Raw genomic sequence first — 16,106 nt, forward strand, 5'->3', positions numbered from 1 at the left:
CGGGGGTGGCGGGCCGTCTGCCTGACGGGCCGGGGTCAGCAGGCGCCGACGCTGACGCCGCGGGCGCGCAGCCACGGGGCCGGGTTGACCGCGCCGCTGTACATCGCGCCGTTCGGGTGCACCTCGAAGTGCAGGTGCGGGCCGGTCGACTGGCCGCGGTTGCCCACCTCGGCGATCTCCTCGCCCGCGGTGACCCGCTCGCCGACGCCGACGAAGTAGCGGTTGACGTGGCCGTAGACGGTGACCGCGCCGTCGTCGCCCTCGATGTAGACGGCGAGACCGAAGCCGGTGGCCGCGCCGGCCCTCCGCACCACGCCGCTGGCGGCGGCGTAGATCGGGGTGCCGATCGGGGCGGCGATGTCCATGCCGTTGTGCGAGGTGCCCCAGCGGGCGCCGAAGCAGCTGGAGATCCGGCCGGAGGTCGGCATCACGTACGGCCCGCTGCCACCGGAGGTCCCGCGGCCGGCCTGCGCCTGGGCGGCGGCGGCCGCGGCGGCGGCCTCCCGGGCGGCGCGGTCGGCGGCTGCGGCGGCCGCGGCGGCCGCGGCCGCCTGCTGCCGCTGGTACTCCTGGTAGGCGTCGCGGGCGCCCTGCAGCTGCAGCAGCTGGACCTGCGCGGCCTCGAGCTGCTGGTCGTACTGGGCCTTCTGCGCGGCGATCTCGGTGTAGGCGGCCTGGCCGGCGGCGGCCTGCTCGTCGGCGGCCTGCTTGGCGGCGGCGGCCTGCGCCTCCGCGGCGGCCATCTCGTCGCGGGCGGCGCGGGCGGCGGACTCGGCGTTGGCCTGGTCGACCCGGGCCACCTCGAGCTCGTCGAGGACGTCGACCTGGGTGTCGCCCACGTACTCCAGGAGGGCGGCGCGCTGGACCAGCTCGGCCGGGCCGCCGGCGTCGAGCAGGGCCTGCGTGGTGGTGAGCTGGCTGCCGTTCATGTAGCTGTCGCGGGCGAAGGCGCCGATGCGGGAGCGGGCGTCGTCGACGGCGACCGTCGCGGCCTGCAGCTGCGCGGCGGCCTCGTCGGCGGCGGCCTGGGCCAGCTGCAGCGCCTCCTCGGCGGCCAGGTACTCCGCGCCGGCGGCCTCGGCCAGGACGGTCAGCCGCTCCAGCTCGGCCTCCGCGCCGGCCACCAGGGCGGCGATGCGGCCCACCTCGGCGGCGGCGGCGTCCTGCGCGGCCTGCGCGGCGGCGATCTGGCCGTCGGTGGGGTTCACCGGGACGGCGAGGGCGGGCACCGCCGACCCGACGAGCGCGACCCCGGCGAGCACCCCGGCGAGGGCGAGCCGCAGGCCGTGCGGACGGCGGCGGGTGCCGGTCCGGGTGGCGTGCGTCCGGCGCCGGGCGAGGGGGCCCTGCAGCATGGTGTCGCTCCCTGGGGAAGAGGGGTCGGCCCGAGCCCCGGTGCGGCGTCGTCGGTGACGGTTCGTCACATCTGCACCACGGCTCGCTTCTGTCCCCCTGGTTCTCGTCACCCTCCGGGGGGACCTTGAGGGCTTCCGGCCGGATTTCTCCCGGAACGTGGCCCGGCTCTCCGCCGGCCGCGTCGCAGGGGCCCGGCGCGGGCCCGCGAGCGACGGGGGCGACGGGACGTCTTCTCTAGGCTCTGTGCGTGGACGTCTTCGGCTCCGGTCACGAACAGGTCGTCTTCTGCTCCGACCCCGGGTCGGGGCTGCGCGCGGTCATCGCGATCTACTCGACCGCCCTCGGGCCGGCCCTCGGCGGGACGCGCTTCCACCCCTACGCCACCGAGGCGGAGGCGGTCGCCGACGCGCTGGCGCTGTCGCGGGCCATGGCCTACAAGAACAGCCTCGCCGGCCTGGACCTGGGCGGCGGCAAGGCCGTGATCATCGGCGATCCGCGCACCGACAAGACCGAGGCGCTGCTGCGCGCCTACGGGCGGTTCGTGGAGTCCCTCGGCGGCCGTTACCTGACCGCCTGCGACGTCGGCACGTACAACGCCGACCTCGACGTCGTCGCCCGCGAGACCCGGTTCGCGCACGGCCGGTCGGTGGCACTCGGCGGCTGCGGCGACTCCTCGGTGCTCACCGCCTACGGCGTCTTCCAGGGCATGCGGGCCGCGGCCCAGCACCGCTGGGGCAAGCCCACGCTGGCCGGCCGGCGGGTCGCCGTCGCCGGGGTGGGCAAGGTGGGCAGCTGGCTGGTCGACCGGCTGGTCGAGGACGGCGCCGACGTCGTGGTCACCGACGTCGACGCGGCCGCCGTCGAGCGGGTCCGGGCCCGCCACCCCTCGGTGGCGGCCGTCGCCGACACCCGCGCGCTCGTCCGCACCCCCGCCGACGTCTACGCCCCCTGCGCGCTCGGCGGCGCGCTCGACGACGAGACCGTCGCCGTCCTCGAGGCCGAGATCGTCTGCGGCGGCGCCAACAACCAGCTCGCCCACGAGGGGACGCCGGACCTGCTCACCGGGCGCGGCATCCTCTACGCCCCGGACTACCTGGTGAACGCCGGCGGCGTCATCCAGGTCGAGGACGAGCGGCACGGGTTCTCCTTCGCCCGGGCCGAGGCGCGGGCGGCGGGCATCTTCGACACCACTCTGCGGGTGCTGGAGGCGGCCGAGGACGCCGGCATCTCCCCGGCCGTCGCGGCCGACCGGCTGGCCGAGGAACGGATGCGCGCGGTGGGTCGGCTGGCCACGATCCGCCTGCCACACTGAGGCGCTGGTCACACTCGACCCCCGAACTGCCCCGGAACGGCCCCCGGACGGGCGACCGGGAGGGGAGGACGTGTGCCCGCCCCCGTTGCGTGTCGTAAGCTCGTCCGAGACACAGTCACTCAGTCGGGGTCGCCACGCGGGCCGCTCAGCCCGGAGCTGGGCTCCCGTACTCCGTAACGAGGGGGTCGAGCCGATGGGGCGCGGCCGAGCGAAGGCCAAGCAGACACGCGTGGCCCGTGAGCTCAAGTACAGCTCACCGAACACCGACCTCTCCGCGCTGCAGCGCGAGCTGGCCGGTTCTCCGTCGACCTACACGCCGTCGCACACGGCGGCGAAGGACGACGACGAGGACGACGAGTACGCCGACCGCTGGGCGGACGACGACTCGGACGACGACTGGGCCTCCAGCCGCTGACCGGCGGCCCGGCCTGACGCGCACCGCCGCCCCTCCGGGGGTGGCGGTGCCGTCGTGCGTCGACCCGGCGGAACCGCGGGGAGGACCACCCGCACCGCGGGCGTCCTCCCTCACCGCACGGCGTCCTCCCTCACCGCACGGCGTCCTCCCTCACCGCACACCGTGAGGGAGGACGCGCTGCGATCAGGTGAGCTGATCCCGGCGCGGTGCCGTCAGCGGTAGGTGCCCACCAGGCGGGCGGACGCCGCGGCGCCGGGCGTCTCCCCGATCGTGCCGGCGACCCACGCCGGGACGCCGCGGGCCTCCAGCAGCGCCACGGCGCGGTCGGCGGCCTCCGCGGCGACGACGGCGACCATGCCGACGCCGCAGTTGAACGCCCGCTCGGACTCCTCCCGCGGCACGCCGTGCTCCTCGAGCAGCCGCACGGCGCTCGGCAGCGCCCAGGTGCCGCGGTCGAGCACCGCCTCGGCGCCCTCGGGCACCACCCGCACCGTGTTGCCGGCGAGCCCGCCGCCGGTGATGTGGGCGAACGCGTGCACGCCGTCGGTGCCCAGCTCGCCGACCAGCGCCAGGCAGTCGAGCGCGTAGATCCGGGTGGGCTCCAGCAGCACCTCCCCCAGCGGGCGGTCCAGCCCGGCGGGGGTGCCGGCCAGGTCCAGCCCGGCCTCGGCGACCACGCGGCGCACCAGCGAGTAGCCGTTGGAGTGGAAGCCGGAGGAGGCCATGGCGACCACGACGTCCCCGGGTCGCACCCGCTCGGGCCCCAGCACGGCGTCGGCCTCCACGACGCCGACGGCGGTGGCCGCGAGGTCGTAGTCGTCGGGCGCCATGAGGTCGCCGTGCTCGGCGGTCTCCCCGCCCACCAGCGCCGCGCCGGCGCGGGTGCAGCCCTCGGCGATGCCGGTGACGATCGCGGCGATCCGCTCGGGCACGACCCGCCCGCAGGCGACGTAGTCCTGCAGGAACAGCGGCTCGGCGCCGCACGCCACCAGGTCGTCGACGACCATCGCGACCAGGTCGATGCCGACGGTGTCGTGCCGGTCCAGCTGCCGGGCGAGGGCGATCTTCGTGCCGACGCCGTCGGTGGACGAGGCCAGCAGCGGCCGCCGGTACCTCCCGACGTCCAGGGCGAACAGCCCGGCGAACCCGCCGAGCCCGCCGACGACCTCCGGCCGGTTGGTGCGCTCGACGGCGCTGCGCATCAGCGTGACCGCGCGCTCGCCGGCGTCGATGTCGACGCCGCTGGCGGCGTAGGTGAAGCGGCCCGGGCCCCCGGCCGGCTCTGTCACGGACTGCTCTGTCACGGACTGCTCTGTCACGGACGGCGGAGGGCGTCGTCCGCGCCGCCGGGCACGGTCGCGCTCCCGGCCTGCTGGCCGGTCCAGCCGGTCACCGCCCGCTGCGCGTCGGGCCGCGGCATCGGCGTCCGGCCGATGCCCTCGAGCACGTGCTTGCCGAGGACGTCGGACTCGCCGAGCTCGATCGGGTACTGCCCGGTGAAGCAGGCGGTGCACAGCCGGGTGGCCGGCTGCTCGGTGGCCGCGATCAGGCCCTGCTCGGAGACGTAGCCCAGCGAGTCGGCGTTGATCGAGGCGCGCACGCCGTCGACGTCCAGGCCGTTCGCGATCAGCTCGGCGCGGCTGGCGAAGTCGATCCCGTAGAAGCACGGCCACTTCACCGGCGGCGAGGAGATCCGGACGTGGACCTCGACCGCGCCGGCCTCGCGCAGCATCCGGATCAGCGCCCGCTGGGTGTTGCCGCGCACGATCGAGTCGTCGACGACGACCAGCCGCTTGCCGCGGATGACGTCGCGCAGCGGGTTGAGCTTGAGCCGGATGCCCAGCTGCCGGATGGTCTGCGAGGGCTGGATGAACGTGCGGCCCACGTAGGAGTTCTTGACCAGGCCCAGGCCGTAGGGGATGCCGCTGGCCTCTGCGTAGCCGACCGCGGCGGGCGTGCCCGACTCCGGCACCGGGATGACCAGGTCGGCGTCGGCCGGGTGCTCCTTGGCCAGCCGGCGGCCGATCTCCACCCGGGCGGCGTGCACGCCGCGGCCGCCGATGGTGGTGTCGGGGCGGGCCAGGTACACGTACTCGAAGACGCAGCCCTTGGGCTCGGCCGCGGCGAAGTGCTGGCTGCGCAGGCCGTTCTCGTCGATGGCGATGAGCTCGCCGGGCTCGACCTCGCGGACGACGGAGGCGCCGACGATGTCCAGCGCCGCGGTCTCGCTGGCGACCACCCAGCCGCGCTCCAGCCGGCCGAGCACCAGTGGGCGGACGCCCTGCGGGTCGCGCGCGGCGTAGAGGGTGTCCTCGTCCATGAAGGTGAGGCTGAACGCCCCGCGCAGCTGGGGGAGCACCTCCATCGCGGCGGCCTCGACCGACAGGTCCGGGCGGGCGGCGATGAGCGAGGTGACCAGGTCGGAGTCGGTGCTGGCGGAGAAGGCGCCCGGGACGCCGGCGTCCGCGGCCCGGCTGGCCAGCTCCGCGGTGTTCACCAGGTTGCCGTTGTGGCACAGCGCCAGGCCGGTGCCCGCGTCGGTGGTGCGGAACGTCGGCTGCGCGTTCTCCCACGTCGACGAGCCGGTGGTCGAGTACCGGGTGTGACCGACGGCCAGGTGCCCGCGCAGGCTGCCGAGGGTGGCCTCGTCGAAGACCTGGCTGACCAGCCCGAGGTCCTTGTAGACGACGACCGAGGCGCCGTCGGACACCGCGATGCCGGCCGCCTCCTGACCGCGGTGCTGGAGGGCGTACAGGCCGAAGTAGGTCAGCTTCGCGACCTCCTCCCCCGGCGCCCAGACGCCGAAGACGCCGCACGCGTCCTGGGGTCCGGGAGCGTGGGGGTCGAGGTCGTGCGTCAGCCGTCCGTCACCGCGAGGCACTCGTGCGAGAGTACCGGTGCCCCGCCCGGCCCGGGTGCCCGGCAGGGGGATCCCCGCCACATCCGCGGCGCGTCGCGGGGCGCCGCGCCGGGCTCAGCCGCAGGTCACGACCCCGCCCGGCCCGCCGCCGCCGTCGTCGTCCAGACGCTTGGCGTAGGCGTCCGGCGGGCCCGCCGCGCAGGCCGCCAGCGCCGCCTCCGCGGTCGGGAACGGGCCGAGGTAGACGGTGTGGATCAGCGTGCCGGTGTCCGAGCGGTCGCGCAGCGAGGCGCACGTCCCCTCGGTGGTGAACCACCGCGCGCCCGGCGTGGCCTCCAGCAGCCCGGCCACCGCGTCCTGGTAGCCGACCGGCGTGGTGACGCTGCCGACGATGAGCACGTAGGAGCCGTCGCAGGGCGGGATCACGGGGGCGGGCAGGTCCGGCACCGCGGGGCCCGGCGGCGCGTCCCCGCCCGCCGTCGGGTCCGCCGCCCCGTCGGCGCCGGCGGCGGGCCGGCCGGGGTCGCCGAGGGCGGCGTAGCCGGCCACCAGCCCCCCGCCGACGACGACGAAGCCGGCCAGCATCCAGGCCAGCCAGCGGCCCGGCCGCACGGGCTGCGGGTCGGGCGCCGCGCCGGCCGGGGCCGGGCGCACCACCGGCGGCCCGGTCCGCTCCCCGACCGCGGGGACCGGCGGCGGCCCCGACGGCTCCGGCGCCCGGTGCCGTCCCGTGCGACGCGCACCGTCGGCCGAGCCGTCCGCCCCGTGCACTGCTCCCCCGTCCCGTCCCGCCCCGTCGCGTCAGTGCACCGTCGCGTCGCGTCGCGTCAGTGCACCGTGCGCAGCTCCGCGGCGATGGTGGTGTCGTCGCCGTGGCCGGTGCGGACGACGGTGTCGCCGTGGAGGGTCAGCAGCCGCGACCGGATGGAGTTCAGGATCGTCGGCTTGTCGCTGAACGACCGGCCGGTCGCCCCGGGCCCGCCGCAGAACAGCGTGTCGCCGGTGAAGACGGTGTTCAGGTCCGCGGAGTGCAGGCAGGTGCTACCCGGGGAGTGGCCGGGGGTGTGCAGCGCGACCAGGGTGCTGCCGGCGATCCGGAACGTCGTCCCCTCGGTGAGGTCGCGGTCGGGATCGGCGGCCGGCCGGCTCTGGCCGTAGACCATGTCCCACAGCATCCGGTCGGCGGCGGGGAACCAGATCGGGGCGTCGACGGCCTCGCGCAGCGCCGTGGCGGCGGTGATGTGGTCGTTGTGCCCGTGGGTGAGCACGATCCCGGTGACCTTCCGCCCGCCGACGGCCTCGACGATCGGCTCGGGCCGGTGCGGGGCGTCGATGACCAGCACCTGCTCGTCGTCGCCGACCAGCCAGACGTTGTTGTCGACGTCGAAGTCCTGCCCGTCGAGGCTGAAGACGCCGCTGATGACGGTCTTGTCGATGCGGGCCGCCATCAGAAGGTGACCACCGAGCGCAGCACGTCGCCGGAGTGCATCTTCTCGAAGGCGGACTCGACGTCGTCCAGGCCGATCGTCTCGGAGACGAAGTCCTCCAGCGGGAAGCGGCCCTGCCGGTACAGGTCGACCAGCATCGGGAAGTCCCGGCTGGGCAGGCAGTCGCCGTACCAGGAGGACTTGAGCGCCCCGCCGCGGCCGAACAGCTCGATCATCGGCAGGGTGATCGTCATCTCGGGCGTGGGGACGCCGACCAGCACCACCCGGCCGGCCAGGTCCCGGGCGTAGAAGGCCTGCTCGAACACCGCCGGGTGGCCGACGGCGTCGATGGCGACGTCGACGCCGAACCCGTTCGTGGCGGCCTTGATCGCCTCGACCGCGTCGGCCTGCTTGGAGTTGACCGTGTGGGTGGCGCCGAACTGCCGCGCCCACTCCAGCTTCCGGTCGTCGATGTCGACCGCGACGATCGTGGACGCGCCGGCCAGCTTCGCCCCGGCGATCGCGGCGTCGCCCACGCCCCCGCAGCCGAACACCGCCACGGACTCGCCGCGGCGCACGCCGCCGGTGTTGATCGCCGCGCCGACGCCGGCCATCACGCCGCACCCGAGCAGGCCGGCGGCGGTGGCCGGCGCCTGGGGGTCGACCTTGGTGCACTGGCCGGAGTGGACCAGCGTCTTCTCCACGAACGCGCCGATGCCCAGCGCCGCCGACAGCTCGGTGCCGTCGGTCAGCGTCATCTTCTGGGCGGCGTTGTGGGTGTTGAAGCAGTACTGCAGCTCGCCCTTGAGGCAGGCCCGGCACTGCCCGCACACCGCCCGCCAGTTCAGGACGACGAAGTCGCCGACCGCGACGTTGGTGACACCCTCACCGACCGCGGCGACCGTGCCGGCGGCCTCGTGGCCGAGCAGGAACGGGAACTCGTCGTTGATGCCGCCCTCGCGGTAGTGCAGGTCGGTGTGGCAGACCCCGCAGGCCTGCACGTCGACGACCGCCTCGCCCGGGCCCGGGTCGGGCACCACGATCGTCTCGACGCTGACCGGTGCACCCTTGCTGCGGGCGACGACGCCCTTCACCTCGTAGGCCATGGGCCCGAGCCTAGGAGTCGCCCGCGTCGGGCGCGTACCGGCCCAGGATGCGCGGATCGGCGAGGGCGGCGGCCACGCAGGAGCCGATCCGGCCGTGGCGGTCGTACATCCACGCCGTCCCCACCCCGACACCGCCCGCGCCGACGTGGCCGGTCGACTCCACCCCGATCCACTCCCCGACCGGGTCGCGGGCCAGGTACATGGTCAGGTCGGCGTTGATGAACTCCAGCCCGCGGCCGCCGGAGTTGGCGACGGGGTTGGCGAAGTCGGCCATGAGGGCGGCCCGCAGCGCCGGGGTGAGCGGCTCGCCGGCGACGAACTCGACCCGCTCGCGCAGCCAGACCCGGCCCTGCGCGCCGTTCCAGCCGGCGACCGGGCGGATCTCGAACGACATGGTGCCGCCGGTCGACCCCTCGATCGCCTCCGGCGGCGGCACGTCCCACGGCTCGGGAGCCCACGGCTCCCCCGCGGGGTGCTCGGAGCGGCGGAGCAGCAGCGCCGAGCCGCGGGCCACCTCGACCTCGCCGTCGACGACGCTCACGTCGACCGCCCGCAGCCGCCGGCCGTCGCGGACCCTCCGGGGCAGCACCCGCAGCGGGCGCATCGGCACCGGGCGGACCATGTCGACCGTCAGCCGGGACAGCTGCAGGTCCTCGTCCGGGGAGTCCCGCTGGGCGCCCCACGCCACGAGACCGCCCACGTGGTGGCCGTTGACCATGTCGTCCGACCAGGGGCTGCACGCCCACGGGGTCGGGACCAGCCGGTCGCCGTCCGGGGTGAACGACGCCTCCATGGACACCTCCGCTCGCCGCGGCGGGCCTCCCGCCGGCGGCCCGAGCATGCCGGGGCCCGCCCCGCGCTCGTCGCGCGGCCCGCGCCGACCCGCCCGGGGTCCGACCGGTCGCTGGTCCTGCCGGGGCAGGGGTGCCACCTCGCCCGGTCAGCGGAGGGGGCGCAGCGGCAGGTGCTCGGAGAGGTCGGCGCGGTTGCCGCTGGCGCTGACCCGCCCCTCGGCGACCGCCTCGGCCCACGTCGTGGCGCCGGTCGCCAGCCGCAGCCAGGTCGCGGCGTCGGTCTCGACGACGTTGGGCGGGGTGCCGCGGGTGTGCCGCGGCCCCGGCACCAACTGGACGGCGACGTGCGGCGGCACCCGCAGCTCCACCGACCGGCCCGGCACCTGCTGGGCCAGCCAGCGGGTGCTCGTCTTCACCGCCGCGCCCAGCACCGACCGCGGCGGCTGCCCGGCCTCGCCGGCCAGCCAGGGGCGGACGGCGTCGACCGCGGCGCGCAGCTCCTCGGCGGGGATCGGCGCTGTCGATGGCATGGGTCTGAGCGGGCTCGCGAGGCGTCAGCTGGTCGGGACCGTCCCCGCCGGGACGCTGCCGACCGTGGCCTCCGGGGTGCCGAACAGCGCCGGCAGGGTCGCCGTCCAGGCCGCGCGCAGCTCGGCCAGCGGCAGCTCGGGCAGGCCCGCGACGGCGAGCGCCGCGTCCGGTCCGCTGCCCTCCGTCGTCCCCAGCTCGGTGACCCGGACGCCGACCCACTCCGCGGCGGTCCGCACCGCCTCGGGGTCGGTCGTCGTGACGACGGCGCGGGCGGCGGACTCGCTGAACAGCGCGACGAACGGGTCGCCGTCCAGGGTCAGCCGGGCGCCGGTGCCGTACCGCAGCGCGGACTCGGCCAGGGCCTGCGCCAGGCCGCCGTCGGCCAGGTCGTGCGCGGACGTGGCCAGCCCCTCCCGGGACAGCGCGGCGAGCAGCTCGCCGAGGGCGCGCTCGGCCTCCAGGTCGACCGCGGGCGGCCGGCCGCCGAGGTGGCCGTGCACGACCGAGGCCCAGGCCGAGCCGCCGAGCTCCTCGCGGGTGCTGCCCAGCAGCAGCACGGTCTCGCCGGCCGCGCGCCAGCCCGACGGGACCCGGCGGCGGACGTCGTCGTGCACGCCCAGCACGCCGATCACCGGGGTGGGGTTGATCGCCACGTCGCCGGTCTGGTTGTAGAGGCTGACGTTGCCGCCGGTCACCGGCAGCCCCAGCGTGCGGCAGGCGTCGGCCAGCCCGCGGACGGCCTCGGCGAACTGCCACATGACCTCCGGGTTCTCCGGGGAGCCGAAGTTGAGGCAGTTGGTGACGGCCAGCGGGGTCGCGCCGGAGACGGCGACGTTGCGGTAGGCCTCGGCGAGGTTCAGCTGGGCCCCGGTGTAGGGGTCGAGCCGGGCGAAGCGGGCGTTGCCGTCCAGGGCCAGCGCGATGCCGCGGTGCGACTCCTCGTCGATGCGGACGACGCCGGCGTCCTCGGGCTGGGCGAGCACGGTGTTGCCGCGCACGTAGCGGTCGTACTGCTCGGTGACCCAGGTCTTGTCGGCGCCGTCGGGGCTGGCGACGACGGCGAGCCAGTGCGCCTGCAGCTCCTCGGGCGTGGCCGGGCGGGGCAGCCGGGCCGGGTCGTCGGCCTGCAGCGCGTCGAGGTCGGCCGGGCGGGCCGTCGGCCGCTCGTACACCGGACCCTCGTGGGCGACGGTGCGCGGCGGGACGTCGACGATCCGCTCGCCGTGCCAGTCGACGGTCAGCCGGTCGCCGTCGGTGACCTCACCGATGACCGCGGCCAGCACGTCCCACTTGCGGCAGACGGCGAGGAAGGCGTCGACCTTGGCCGGCTCGACGATGGCGCACATGCGCTCCTGCGACTCGCTCATCAGGATCTCGGCCGGGGTGAGCGTCGTGTCGCGCAGCGGCACCCGGTCGAGGTCGACGTGCATGCCGCCGGTGCCGGCGCTGGCCAGCTCGGAGGTGGCGCAGGACAGGCCCGCGCCGCCGAGGTCCTGGATGCCGGTGACCAGGTCGGCGGCGAAGATCTCCAGGCAGGCCTCGATGAGCAGCTTCTCGGTGAAGGGGTCGCCGACCTGCACGCTCGGCCGCTTGGCCGGGCCCCCTGTGCCGTCGTCCCGGGTGTCGAAGGTCTCCGACGCCAGGACGGAGACCCCGCCGATCCCGTCGCCGCCGGTGCGGGCCCCGAACAGGATCACCTTGTTGCCGACGCCCTCGGCCTTGGCCAGGTGCACGTCCTCGTGCCGCATGACGCCCACGCACAGGGCGTTGACCAGCGGGTTGCCGGCGTAGCACTCGTCGAACAGCAGCTCGCCGCCGATGTTGGGCAGGCCCAGGCAGTTGCCGTAGCCGCCGACCCCGGCGACGACGCCGGGCAGCACCCGCGCGGTGTCGGCGGCGTCGGCGCGGCCGAAGCGCAGCGAGTCCATGACGGCGACCGGGCGGGCGCCCATGGTGAGGATGTCGCGGACGATGCCGCCGACCCCGGTGGCCGCGCCCTGGTAGGGCTCGACGTAGCTGGGGTGGTTGTGCGACTCGACCTTGAAGGTGACCGCGTAGCCGTCGCCGACGTCCACCACACCGGCGTTCTCGCCGATGCCGACCAGCAGCGCGTCGCTGCGCGGCAGGTCGCCGAAGCGGCGCAGGTGCACCTTGGAGCTCTTGTACGAGCAGTGCTCGCTCCACATGACCGAGTACATGGCCAGCTCTGCGGTGGTCGGCCGGCGGCCGAGGATGTCGCGGATGCGGGCGTACTCGTCGGGCTTCAGGCCGAGCTCGGCGTAGGGCTGCTCGTCGTCGGGCGTCTTCGCGGCGACCTCGACGGTGTCGAGACTCATGCGCTGACGACCGCCTTCAGGACGCTGGTGAAGAAGCCGAGACCGTCGGTGCTCGGGCCGGTGAGCTCCTCGACGGCGTGCTCCGGGTGCGGCATCAGGCCGACGACGCGGCCGTCCTCGCTGGTCACCCCGGCGATGTGGTTCAGGCTGCCGTTGGGGTTGCCGCCGACGTAGCGGACGGCGACCCGGCCCTCGCCCTCCAGCCGCTCGAGGTCGGCCGGGGCGGCGACGTAGCGGCCCTCGCCGTTCTTCACCGGGACGACGATCGTCTGGCCCGGCTCGTAGGACGACGTCCACGCCGTGTCCGCGCGCTCCACCCGCAGCTGCTGGTCGCGGTTGCGGAAGTGCAGGTGCGCGTTGCGGTGCAGGGCGCCCGGCAGCAGGCCGGCCTCGCACAGCACCTGGAAGCCGTTGCAGATGCCGAGCACCGGCAGGCCGCGGTGCGCGGCCGCGACGACGTCCTGCATCAGCGGGGACCGGGCGGCGATCGCGCCGGCCCGCAGGTAGTCGCCGTAGGAGAAGCCGCCGGGGAGGACGACGCCGTCGACGTCCTTCAGGTCGTGGTCGCCGTGCCACAGCGCGACCGGCTCGCCGCCGGCCAGGCGCACCGCGCGGGCGGCGTCGACGTCGTCCAGGGAGCCCGGGAAGGTGATGACACCGATGCGCAAGGGAGGTTCCTCAGTCGGTCGGGAGGTGCAGCTCGACGTCCTCGATGACGGGGTTGGCCAGCAGGGTCTCGGCGATCTGCCGCAGCTCGGCCTCGTCGGGGGTGCCCTCGACGTCGAGGACGAAGTGCTTGCCCTGGCGGACGCCGGTCACCCCGGCGTGGCCCAGCCGGCCGAGGGCGCCGAGCACCGCCTGCCCCTGGGGGTCGGAGATCTCCGGCTTGAGGACGACGTCGACGACCACCCGCGGCACGGCGTCCAGGCTACCCGGCGGCCCCCGGCGCCCCTCCCGCCGGTGCTGGGGGCCTCGAGTGCGACGGAGTCGGGGCCGTCACCCGCCCATGACCCCGAGTTCGTCGCACTCGTCGGGTCAGGATCCGGCCAGCGCCTTGCGGATCACGGCCACCACCCGGGCCGGCCGTCCCAGCACGTCGGCGGAGCCGGAGCGCAGGACGGTCCAGCCCGCGAGCACGAGACCGTTCTGCCGCCGCAGGTCGTCGACGAACGTCCGCCGGTCGCGGTGCACCTCGCCGTCGAACTCCACCACGACGCGGTGCTCGGGCCAGGCGAGGTCGACCGCCCCGACGGGCTCACCGGTGGCGTGGAGGACGACGTGCTGCAGCTCCGGCCGCGGCAGCCCCGCCTCGTGGAGGAGCCAGCGGAGCACCGACTCCATCGGGGAGCCGGCGCGGGGGTCGGCCAGCGGCAGGACCCGGCGGGCGGTCCGCACCCCTCGCACGCTCGGCGCCGCAGCGAGCACGTCCTCGAGCGCCGGCACCGCGACCCCGCGACGCAGCAGCTGGTCGGTGACCGCGAGGAGGGACGGCGCGGCGAGGGTGGCGGCGAGGTCCAGCCAGGTGCGCTCGAGCGAGGTGACCGGGACACGCCTGCGCCGCACGACCTGCCCCGTGGGCAGCACCGAGCAGTGGAGCCTCCGGTCCGCCCGCGACCGCACCCGCCGCCCGGGCGGCACGGTCAGGTGCACCCGCGGGTCGTCGGCGACGAGGGGGATCTGCAGACCCCACAGCGCCGCAGCCGTCAGGTGGCTGACCACCGCCTCGACCGGCGCGCCGAGGAGCACCGCGTCGACGCGCCCCCGGAGGTCGGCGGCCGCCTCCCGCGGGAGGTGGGTGTCGCGGGAACTGCGGACGGTGGCACGGTGCCGCAGGTGCCAGTCGCTGATGCCGTCCCGCCGGGCGCGGCGCCGGTCGGTCGGGCGGCGGACCCGCGGCGGGACAGGAGGCGTGGGCACGGGGCGCAGCGTGCCGAGGAGCGGGCACGGCGTGCCGGCGCCGTCCACAGGCCCCCCGAGTGCGACGAAGTCGGGGCCATCACCCGCCCACGGCCCCGAGTTCGTCGCACTGGGCGCGTAGAGCGCCGTGGACGACGGTCCGTTCCGAAACCGCGCGGCACTGCCGAGGAGGGTGCCGTGCGCCTCCTGCCCGCCGCCACGGTCGCCGTCGCCCTGGTGGTCCTGCTCCCGGCCCCCGCCTCGGCCGATCCCGTGAACCAGGCCCCGGTGGTCGTCGACGACGAGGTCGCGCTCCGGAGCACGGCCATGTCCCAGTGGGTCTGGCCGCTCGACAACGACAGCGATCCCGACGGGGACCAGCTGACGTACACGGCCGTCACGCCGGGCGCCAAGGGCCGGACGTACGTCTCGAACGGGTGGCTCTACTACCAGCCGTATCCCGGCACCACGGCGGGCACGGACTCCTTCACCTACACGGTCTCCGACGGCAACGGGCACTCCGGGACCGGAACCGTGACGGTCACCCTGTGGGACGACCCCGGCGTGCCCGGCGATGTCGCGATCAGCAGCGCGGACCCGGACGGCGTGACGCTCACCTGGACCGCCGCAGCGGGAGCCACCCGCTACCGCGTCCACCGCAACGACACGGTGTTCGAGACCACGGGTCTCACCTGGACCGACACCGGGCTCCAGGACGTGAACTCCTACAGCTGGTCCGTCGCGGCCGTCAACGACGGCGGCTTCGAGGGCTCCTGGTCGACGAGCGTCCACCGGGAGGCGCGGCTCTCCACGCCCTGGTCGTTGACGGTCGACGTCACCGGCGACCCGACGACGCTCTCGCTGGACTGGGACGGCGTCGGCCCGGGGCCGTGGAACGTCTACCGGGACGGCGCGCTGCTGGCCAGCACCCCGGTCTCCGACTTCGAGGACACCGGCCTGGAGACCGGTCGCGAGTACAGCTACCAGGTGCAGACGACCTTCCCGTCCACCGCCAGGGTCGTCTACCCGCCGAGCGCCCTGTCCGCTGCGGTCACGGGCACGCCCGTCGAGCTCTCGCCCATCGGCCGCCTCTTCTGGGATCGGGGATGGACCGCCGGCGACCTGGGGCCGGTCACCGTGCCCGAGCGAGCTGTCCCGGGTGGGCGCCAGCAGGACCACGTGAACGGCGTGATCCTGCAGCAGGACGGTGCGGACCCGTACGCGGTCACCGCCGACTTCGCCCGGGTCTACGCGCTGGCCGGCGGCGTCTCGGGTGACCTCGGCTTCCCGGTGGAGGACCAGCAGTGCGGGCTCCTGCGGGACGACGGCTGCGCGCAGTTCTTCGAGGGGGGCAGCGTCTGGGACTCGGCGGTGTCCTCCGCCCAGGTCGTCCGAGGAGTCATCGAGGAGGGCTGGGCGGCCACCGGGTGGGAGGAGGGCCCGCTCGGTTACCCGATCGGGAGTCAGTTCGAGCTGCCGAACGGCGTGGGGCAGTCCTTCGAGGACGGCGGCGTGTACTGGAGCGCCGCCACCGGCTCCCACGGCGTGATCGCCGAGACCCATGACGCCTACGGCGCAGCCGGCGGGCCGGCGGGCCGCCTCGGCCACCCCACCACGGACGACAACTGCGGACTGGTCGGCGGCGGCTGCTGGCAGGGCTTCCAGGGCGGCGTGATCCACTGGTCGCCGGCCACCGGCGCGCACGTCACGTCGGGCGCGATCCGCGACGCCTGGGGCCGCACCGGCTGGGAGTTCGGCCGCCTCGGCTACCCCACGACGGACGCGAACTGCGGCCTCGTCGGCGGCGGCTGCTGGCAGGGCTTCCAGGGCGGGGTGATCCACTGGTCGCCGGCCACCGGCGCGCACGTCACCTCCGGTGCGATCCGCGACACCTGGGGACGCTGGGGCTGGGAGTTCGGCCGGCTGGGCTACCCGACCACCGAGGCGAACTGCGGCCTGCGCGGCGGCGGCTGCTGGCAGGGCTTCCAGGGCGGGGTCGTGCACTGGTCGCCCGCCTCGGGAGCGCACGCCACGTTCGGCGCCATCCGCGACGCCTGGGGCCGCACCGGCTGG

Annotated in this window: 15 protein-coding genes; 3 read left to right on the plus strand and 12 right to left on the minus strand. The window is 75.5% G+C overall.

The window, feature by feature from the left end:
• Positions 1-35: 35 nt before the first annotated feature.
• A complete protein-coding gene (locus ACI79F_RS12160) occupies positions 36-1,355 on the minus strand; it encodes a M23 family metallopeptidase (RefSeq protein WP_456544639.1) in 1,320 nt (439 codons plus the stop codon).
• Positions 1,356-1,603: 248 nt separating this feature from the next.
• Between ACI79F_RS12160 and ACI79F_RS12165 the strand changes: the two genes are divergently transcribed.
• Positions 1,604-2,668 (plus strand): Glu/Leu/Phe/Val family dehydrogenase, encoded by a 1,065-nt coding sequence (locus ACI79F_RS12165; protein ID WP_456544638.1) that lies wholly within the window; start codon positions 1,604-1,606, stop codon positions 2,666-2,668.
• A gap of 193 nt (positions 2,669-2,861) precedes the next feature.
• Positions 2,862-3,083: a DUF3073 domain-containing protein gene (locus ACI79F_RS12170; RefSeq protein ID WP_456544637.1), complete on the plus strand. Its 222-nt coding sequence runs from the start codon at positions 2,862-2,864 to the stop codon at positions 3,081-3,083.
• Between the two features lie 212 nt (positions 3,084-3,295).
• On the opposite strand, the gene purM is transcribed toward ACI79F_RS12170, so the two are convergent.
• From purM to ACI79F_RS12225, 11 genes are all read right to left on the minus strand, one after another.
• A complete protein-coding gene (gene purM, locus ACI79F_RS12175; RefSeq protein ID WP_456544636.1) occupies positions 3,296-4,387 on the minus strand; it encodes a phosphoribosylformylglycinamidine cyclo-ligase in 1,092 nt (363 codons plus the stop codon).
• Between the two features lie 11 nt (positions 4,388-4,398).
• Entirely contained in the window at positions 4,399-5,964 is a 1,566-nt protein-coding gene (purF, locus tag ACI79F_RS12180) for an amidophosphoribosyltransferase (RefSeq protein WP_456544635.1), read from the minus strand.
• Between the two features lie 93 nt (positions 5,965-6,057).
• A complete protein-coding gene (locus tag ACI79F_RS12185) occupies positions 6,058-6,600 on the minus strand; it encodes a hypothetical protein (RefSeq protein WP_456544634.1) in 543 nt (180 codons plus the stop codon).
• Between the two features lie 170 nt (positions 6,601-6,770).
• Positions 6,771-7,391: an MBL fold metallo-hydrolase gene (locus ACI79F_RS12190; protein ID WP_456544633.1), complete on the minus strand. Its 621-nt coding sequence runs from the start codon at positions 7,389-7,391 to the stop codon at positions 6,771-6,773.
• On the minus strand, positions 7,391-8,476 hold the full coding sequence (locus tag ACI79F_RS12195; protein ID WP_456544632.1) for an S-(hydroxymethyl)mycothiol dehydrogenase: 1,086 nt from the start codon (positions 8,474-8,476) through the stop codon (positions 7,391-7,393). Before ACI79F_RS12195 ends, ACI79F_RS12190 begins: the two co-directional genes overlap by 1 nt.
• A 10-nt stretch (positions 8,477-8,486) precedes the next feature.
• The gene (locus tag ACI79F_RS12200; protein ID WP_456544631.1) at positions 8,487-9,269 is read right to left on the minus strand and encodes an acyl-CoA thioesterase domain-containing protein; all 783 of its coding nucleotides are present in this window, start codon (positions 9,267-9,269) and stop codon (positions 8,487-8,489) included.
• Positions 9,270-9,416: 147 nt separating this feature from the next.
• Positions 9,417-9,800 (minus strand): sterol carrier family protein, encoded by a 384-nt coding sequence (locus ACI79F_RS12205; protein ID WP_456544630.1) that lies wholly within the window; start codon positions 9,798-9,800, stop codon positions 9,417-9,419.
• Positions 9,801-9,824: 24 nt separating this feature from the next.
• Complete coding sequence (gene purL / locus ACI79F_RS12210; RefSeq protein WP_456544629.1) at positions 9,825-12,137, minus strand: phosphoribosylformylglycinamidine synthase subunit PurL; 2,313 nt, start codon at positions 12,135-12,137, stop codon at positions 9,825-9,827.
• The gene (gene purQ / locus ACI79F_RS12215; protein ID WP_456544628.1) at positions 12,134-12,805 is read right to left on the minus strand and encodes a phosphoribosylformylglycinamidine synthase subunit PurQ; all 672 of its coding nucleotides are present in this window, start codon (positions 12,803-12,805) and stop codon (positions 12,134-12,136) included. The genes purL and purQ overlap by 4 nt, the downstream gene beginning before the upstream one ends.
• 10 nt (positions 12,806-12,815) lie before the next feature.
• On the minus strand, positions 12,816-13,055 hold the full coding sequence (purS, locus tag ACI79F_RS12220; protein ID WP_456544627.1) for a phosphoribosylformylglycinamidine synthase subunit PurS: 240 nt from the start codon (positions 13,053-13,055) through the stop codon (positions 12,816-12,818).
• 117 nt (positions 13,056-13,172) lie between these two features.
• Positions 13,173-14,054, minus strand: a complete 882-nt coding sequence (locus ACI79F_RS12225; protein WP_456544626.1) for an endonuclease domain-containing protein — start codon at positions 14,052-14,054, stop codon at positions 13,173-13,175.
• 177 nt (positions 14,055-14,231) lie between these two features.
• On the opposite strand from ACI79F_RS12225, the gene ACI79F_RS12230 reads away from it, so the two are divergent.
• A partial coding sequence (locus tag ACI79F_RS12230) for an Ig-like domain-containing protein (protein ID WP_456544625.1) occupies positions 14,232-16,106 on the plus strand: 1,875 nt, incomplete at its 3' end.

It is taken from the genome of Blastococcus sp. SYSU D00868, assembly GCF_054050575.1.

Bases quoted from the DNA above. Each gene is read 5' to 3' on its own strand.
- ACI79F_RS12195 (WP_456544632.1), bottom strand. From the start codon at position 8,476: ATGGCCTACGAGGTGAAGGGCGTCGTCGCCCGCAGCAAGGGTGCACCG.
- ACI79F_RS12170 (WP_456544637.1), top strand. From the start codon at position 2,862: ATGGGGCGCGGCCGAGCGAAGGCCAAGCAGACACGCGTGGCCCGTGAG.
- ACI79F_RS12205 (WP_456544630.1), bottom strand. From the start codon at position 9,800: ATGCCATCGACAGCGCCGATCCCCGCCGAGGAGCTGCGCGCCGCGGTC.
- ACI79F_RS12190 (WP_456544633.1), bottom strand. From the start codon at position 7,391: ATGGCGGCCCGCATCGACAAGACCGTCATCAGCGGCGTCTTCAGCCTC.
- ACI79F_RS12200 (WP_456544631.1), bottom strand. From the start codon at position 9,269: ATGGAGGCGTCGTTCACCCCGGACGGCGACCGGCTGGTCCCGACCCCG.
- ACI79F_RS12160 (WP_456544639.1), bottom strand. From the start codon at position 1,355: ATGCTGCAGGGCCCCCTCGCCCGGCGCCGGACGCACGCCACCCGGACC.
- purL (WP_456544629.1), bottom strand. From the start codon at position 12,137: ATGAGTCTCGACACCGTCGAGGTCGCCGCGAAGACGCCCGACGACGAG.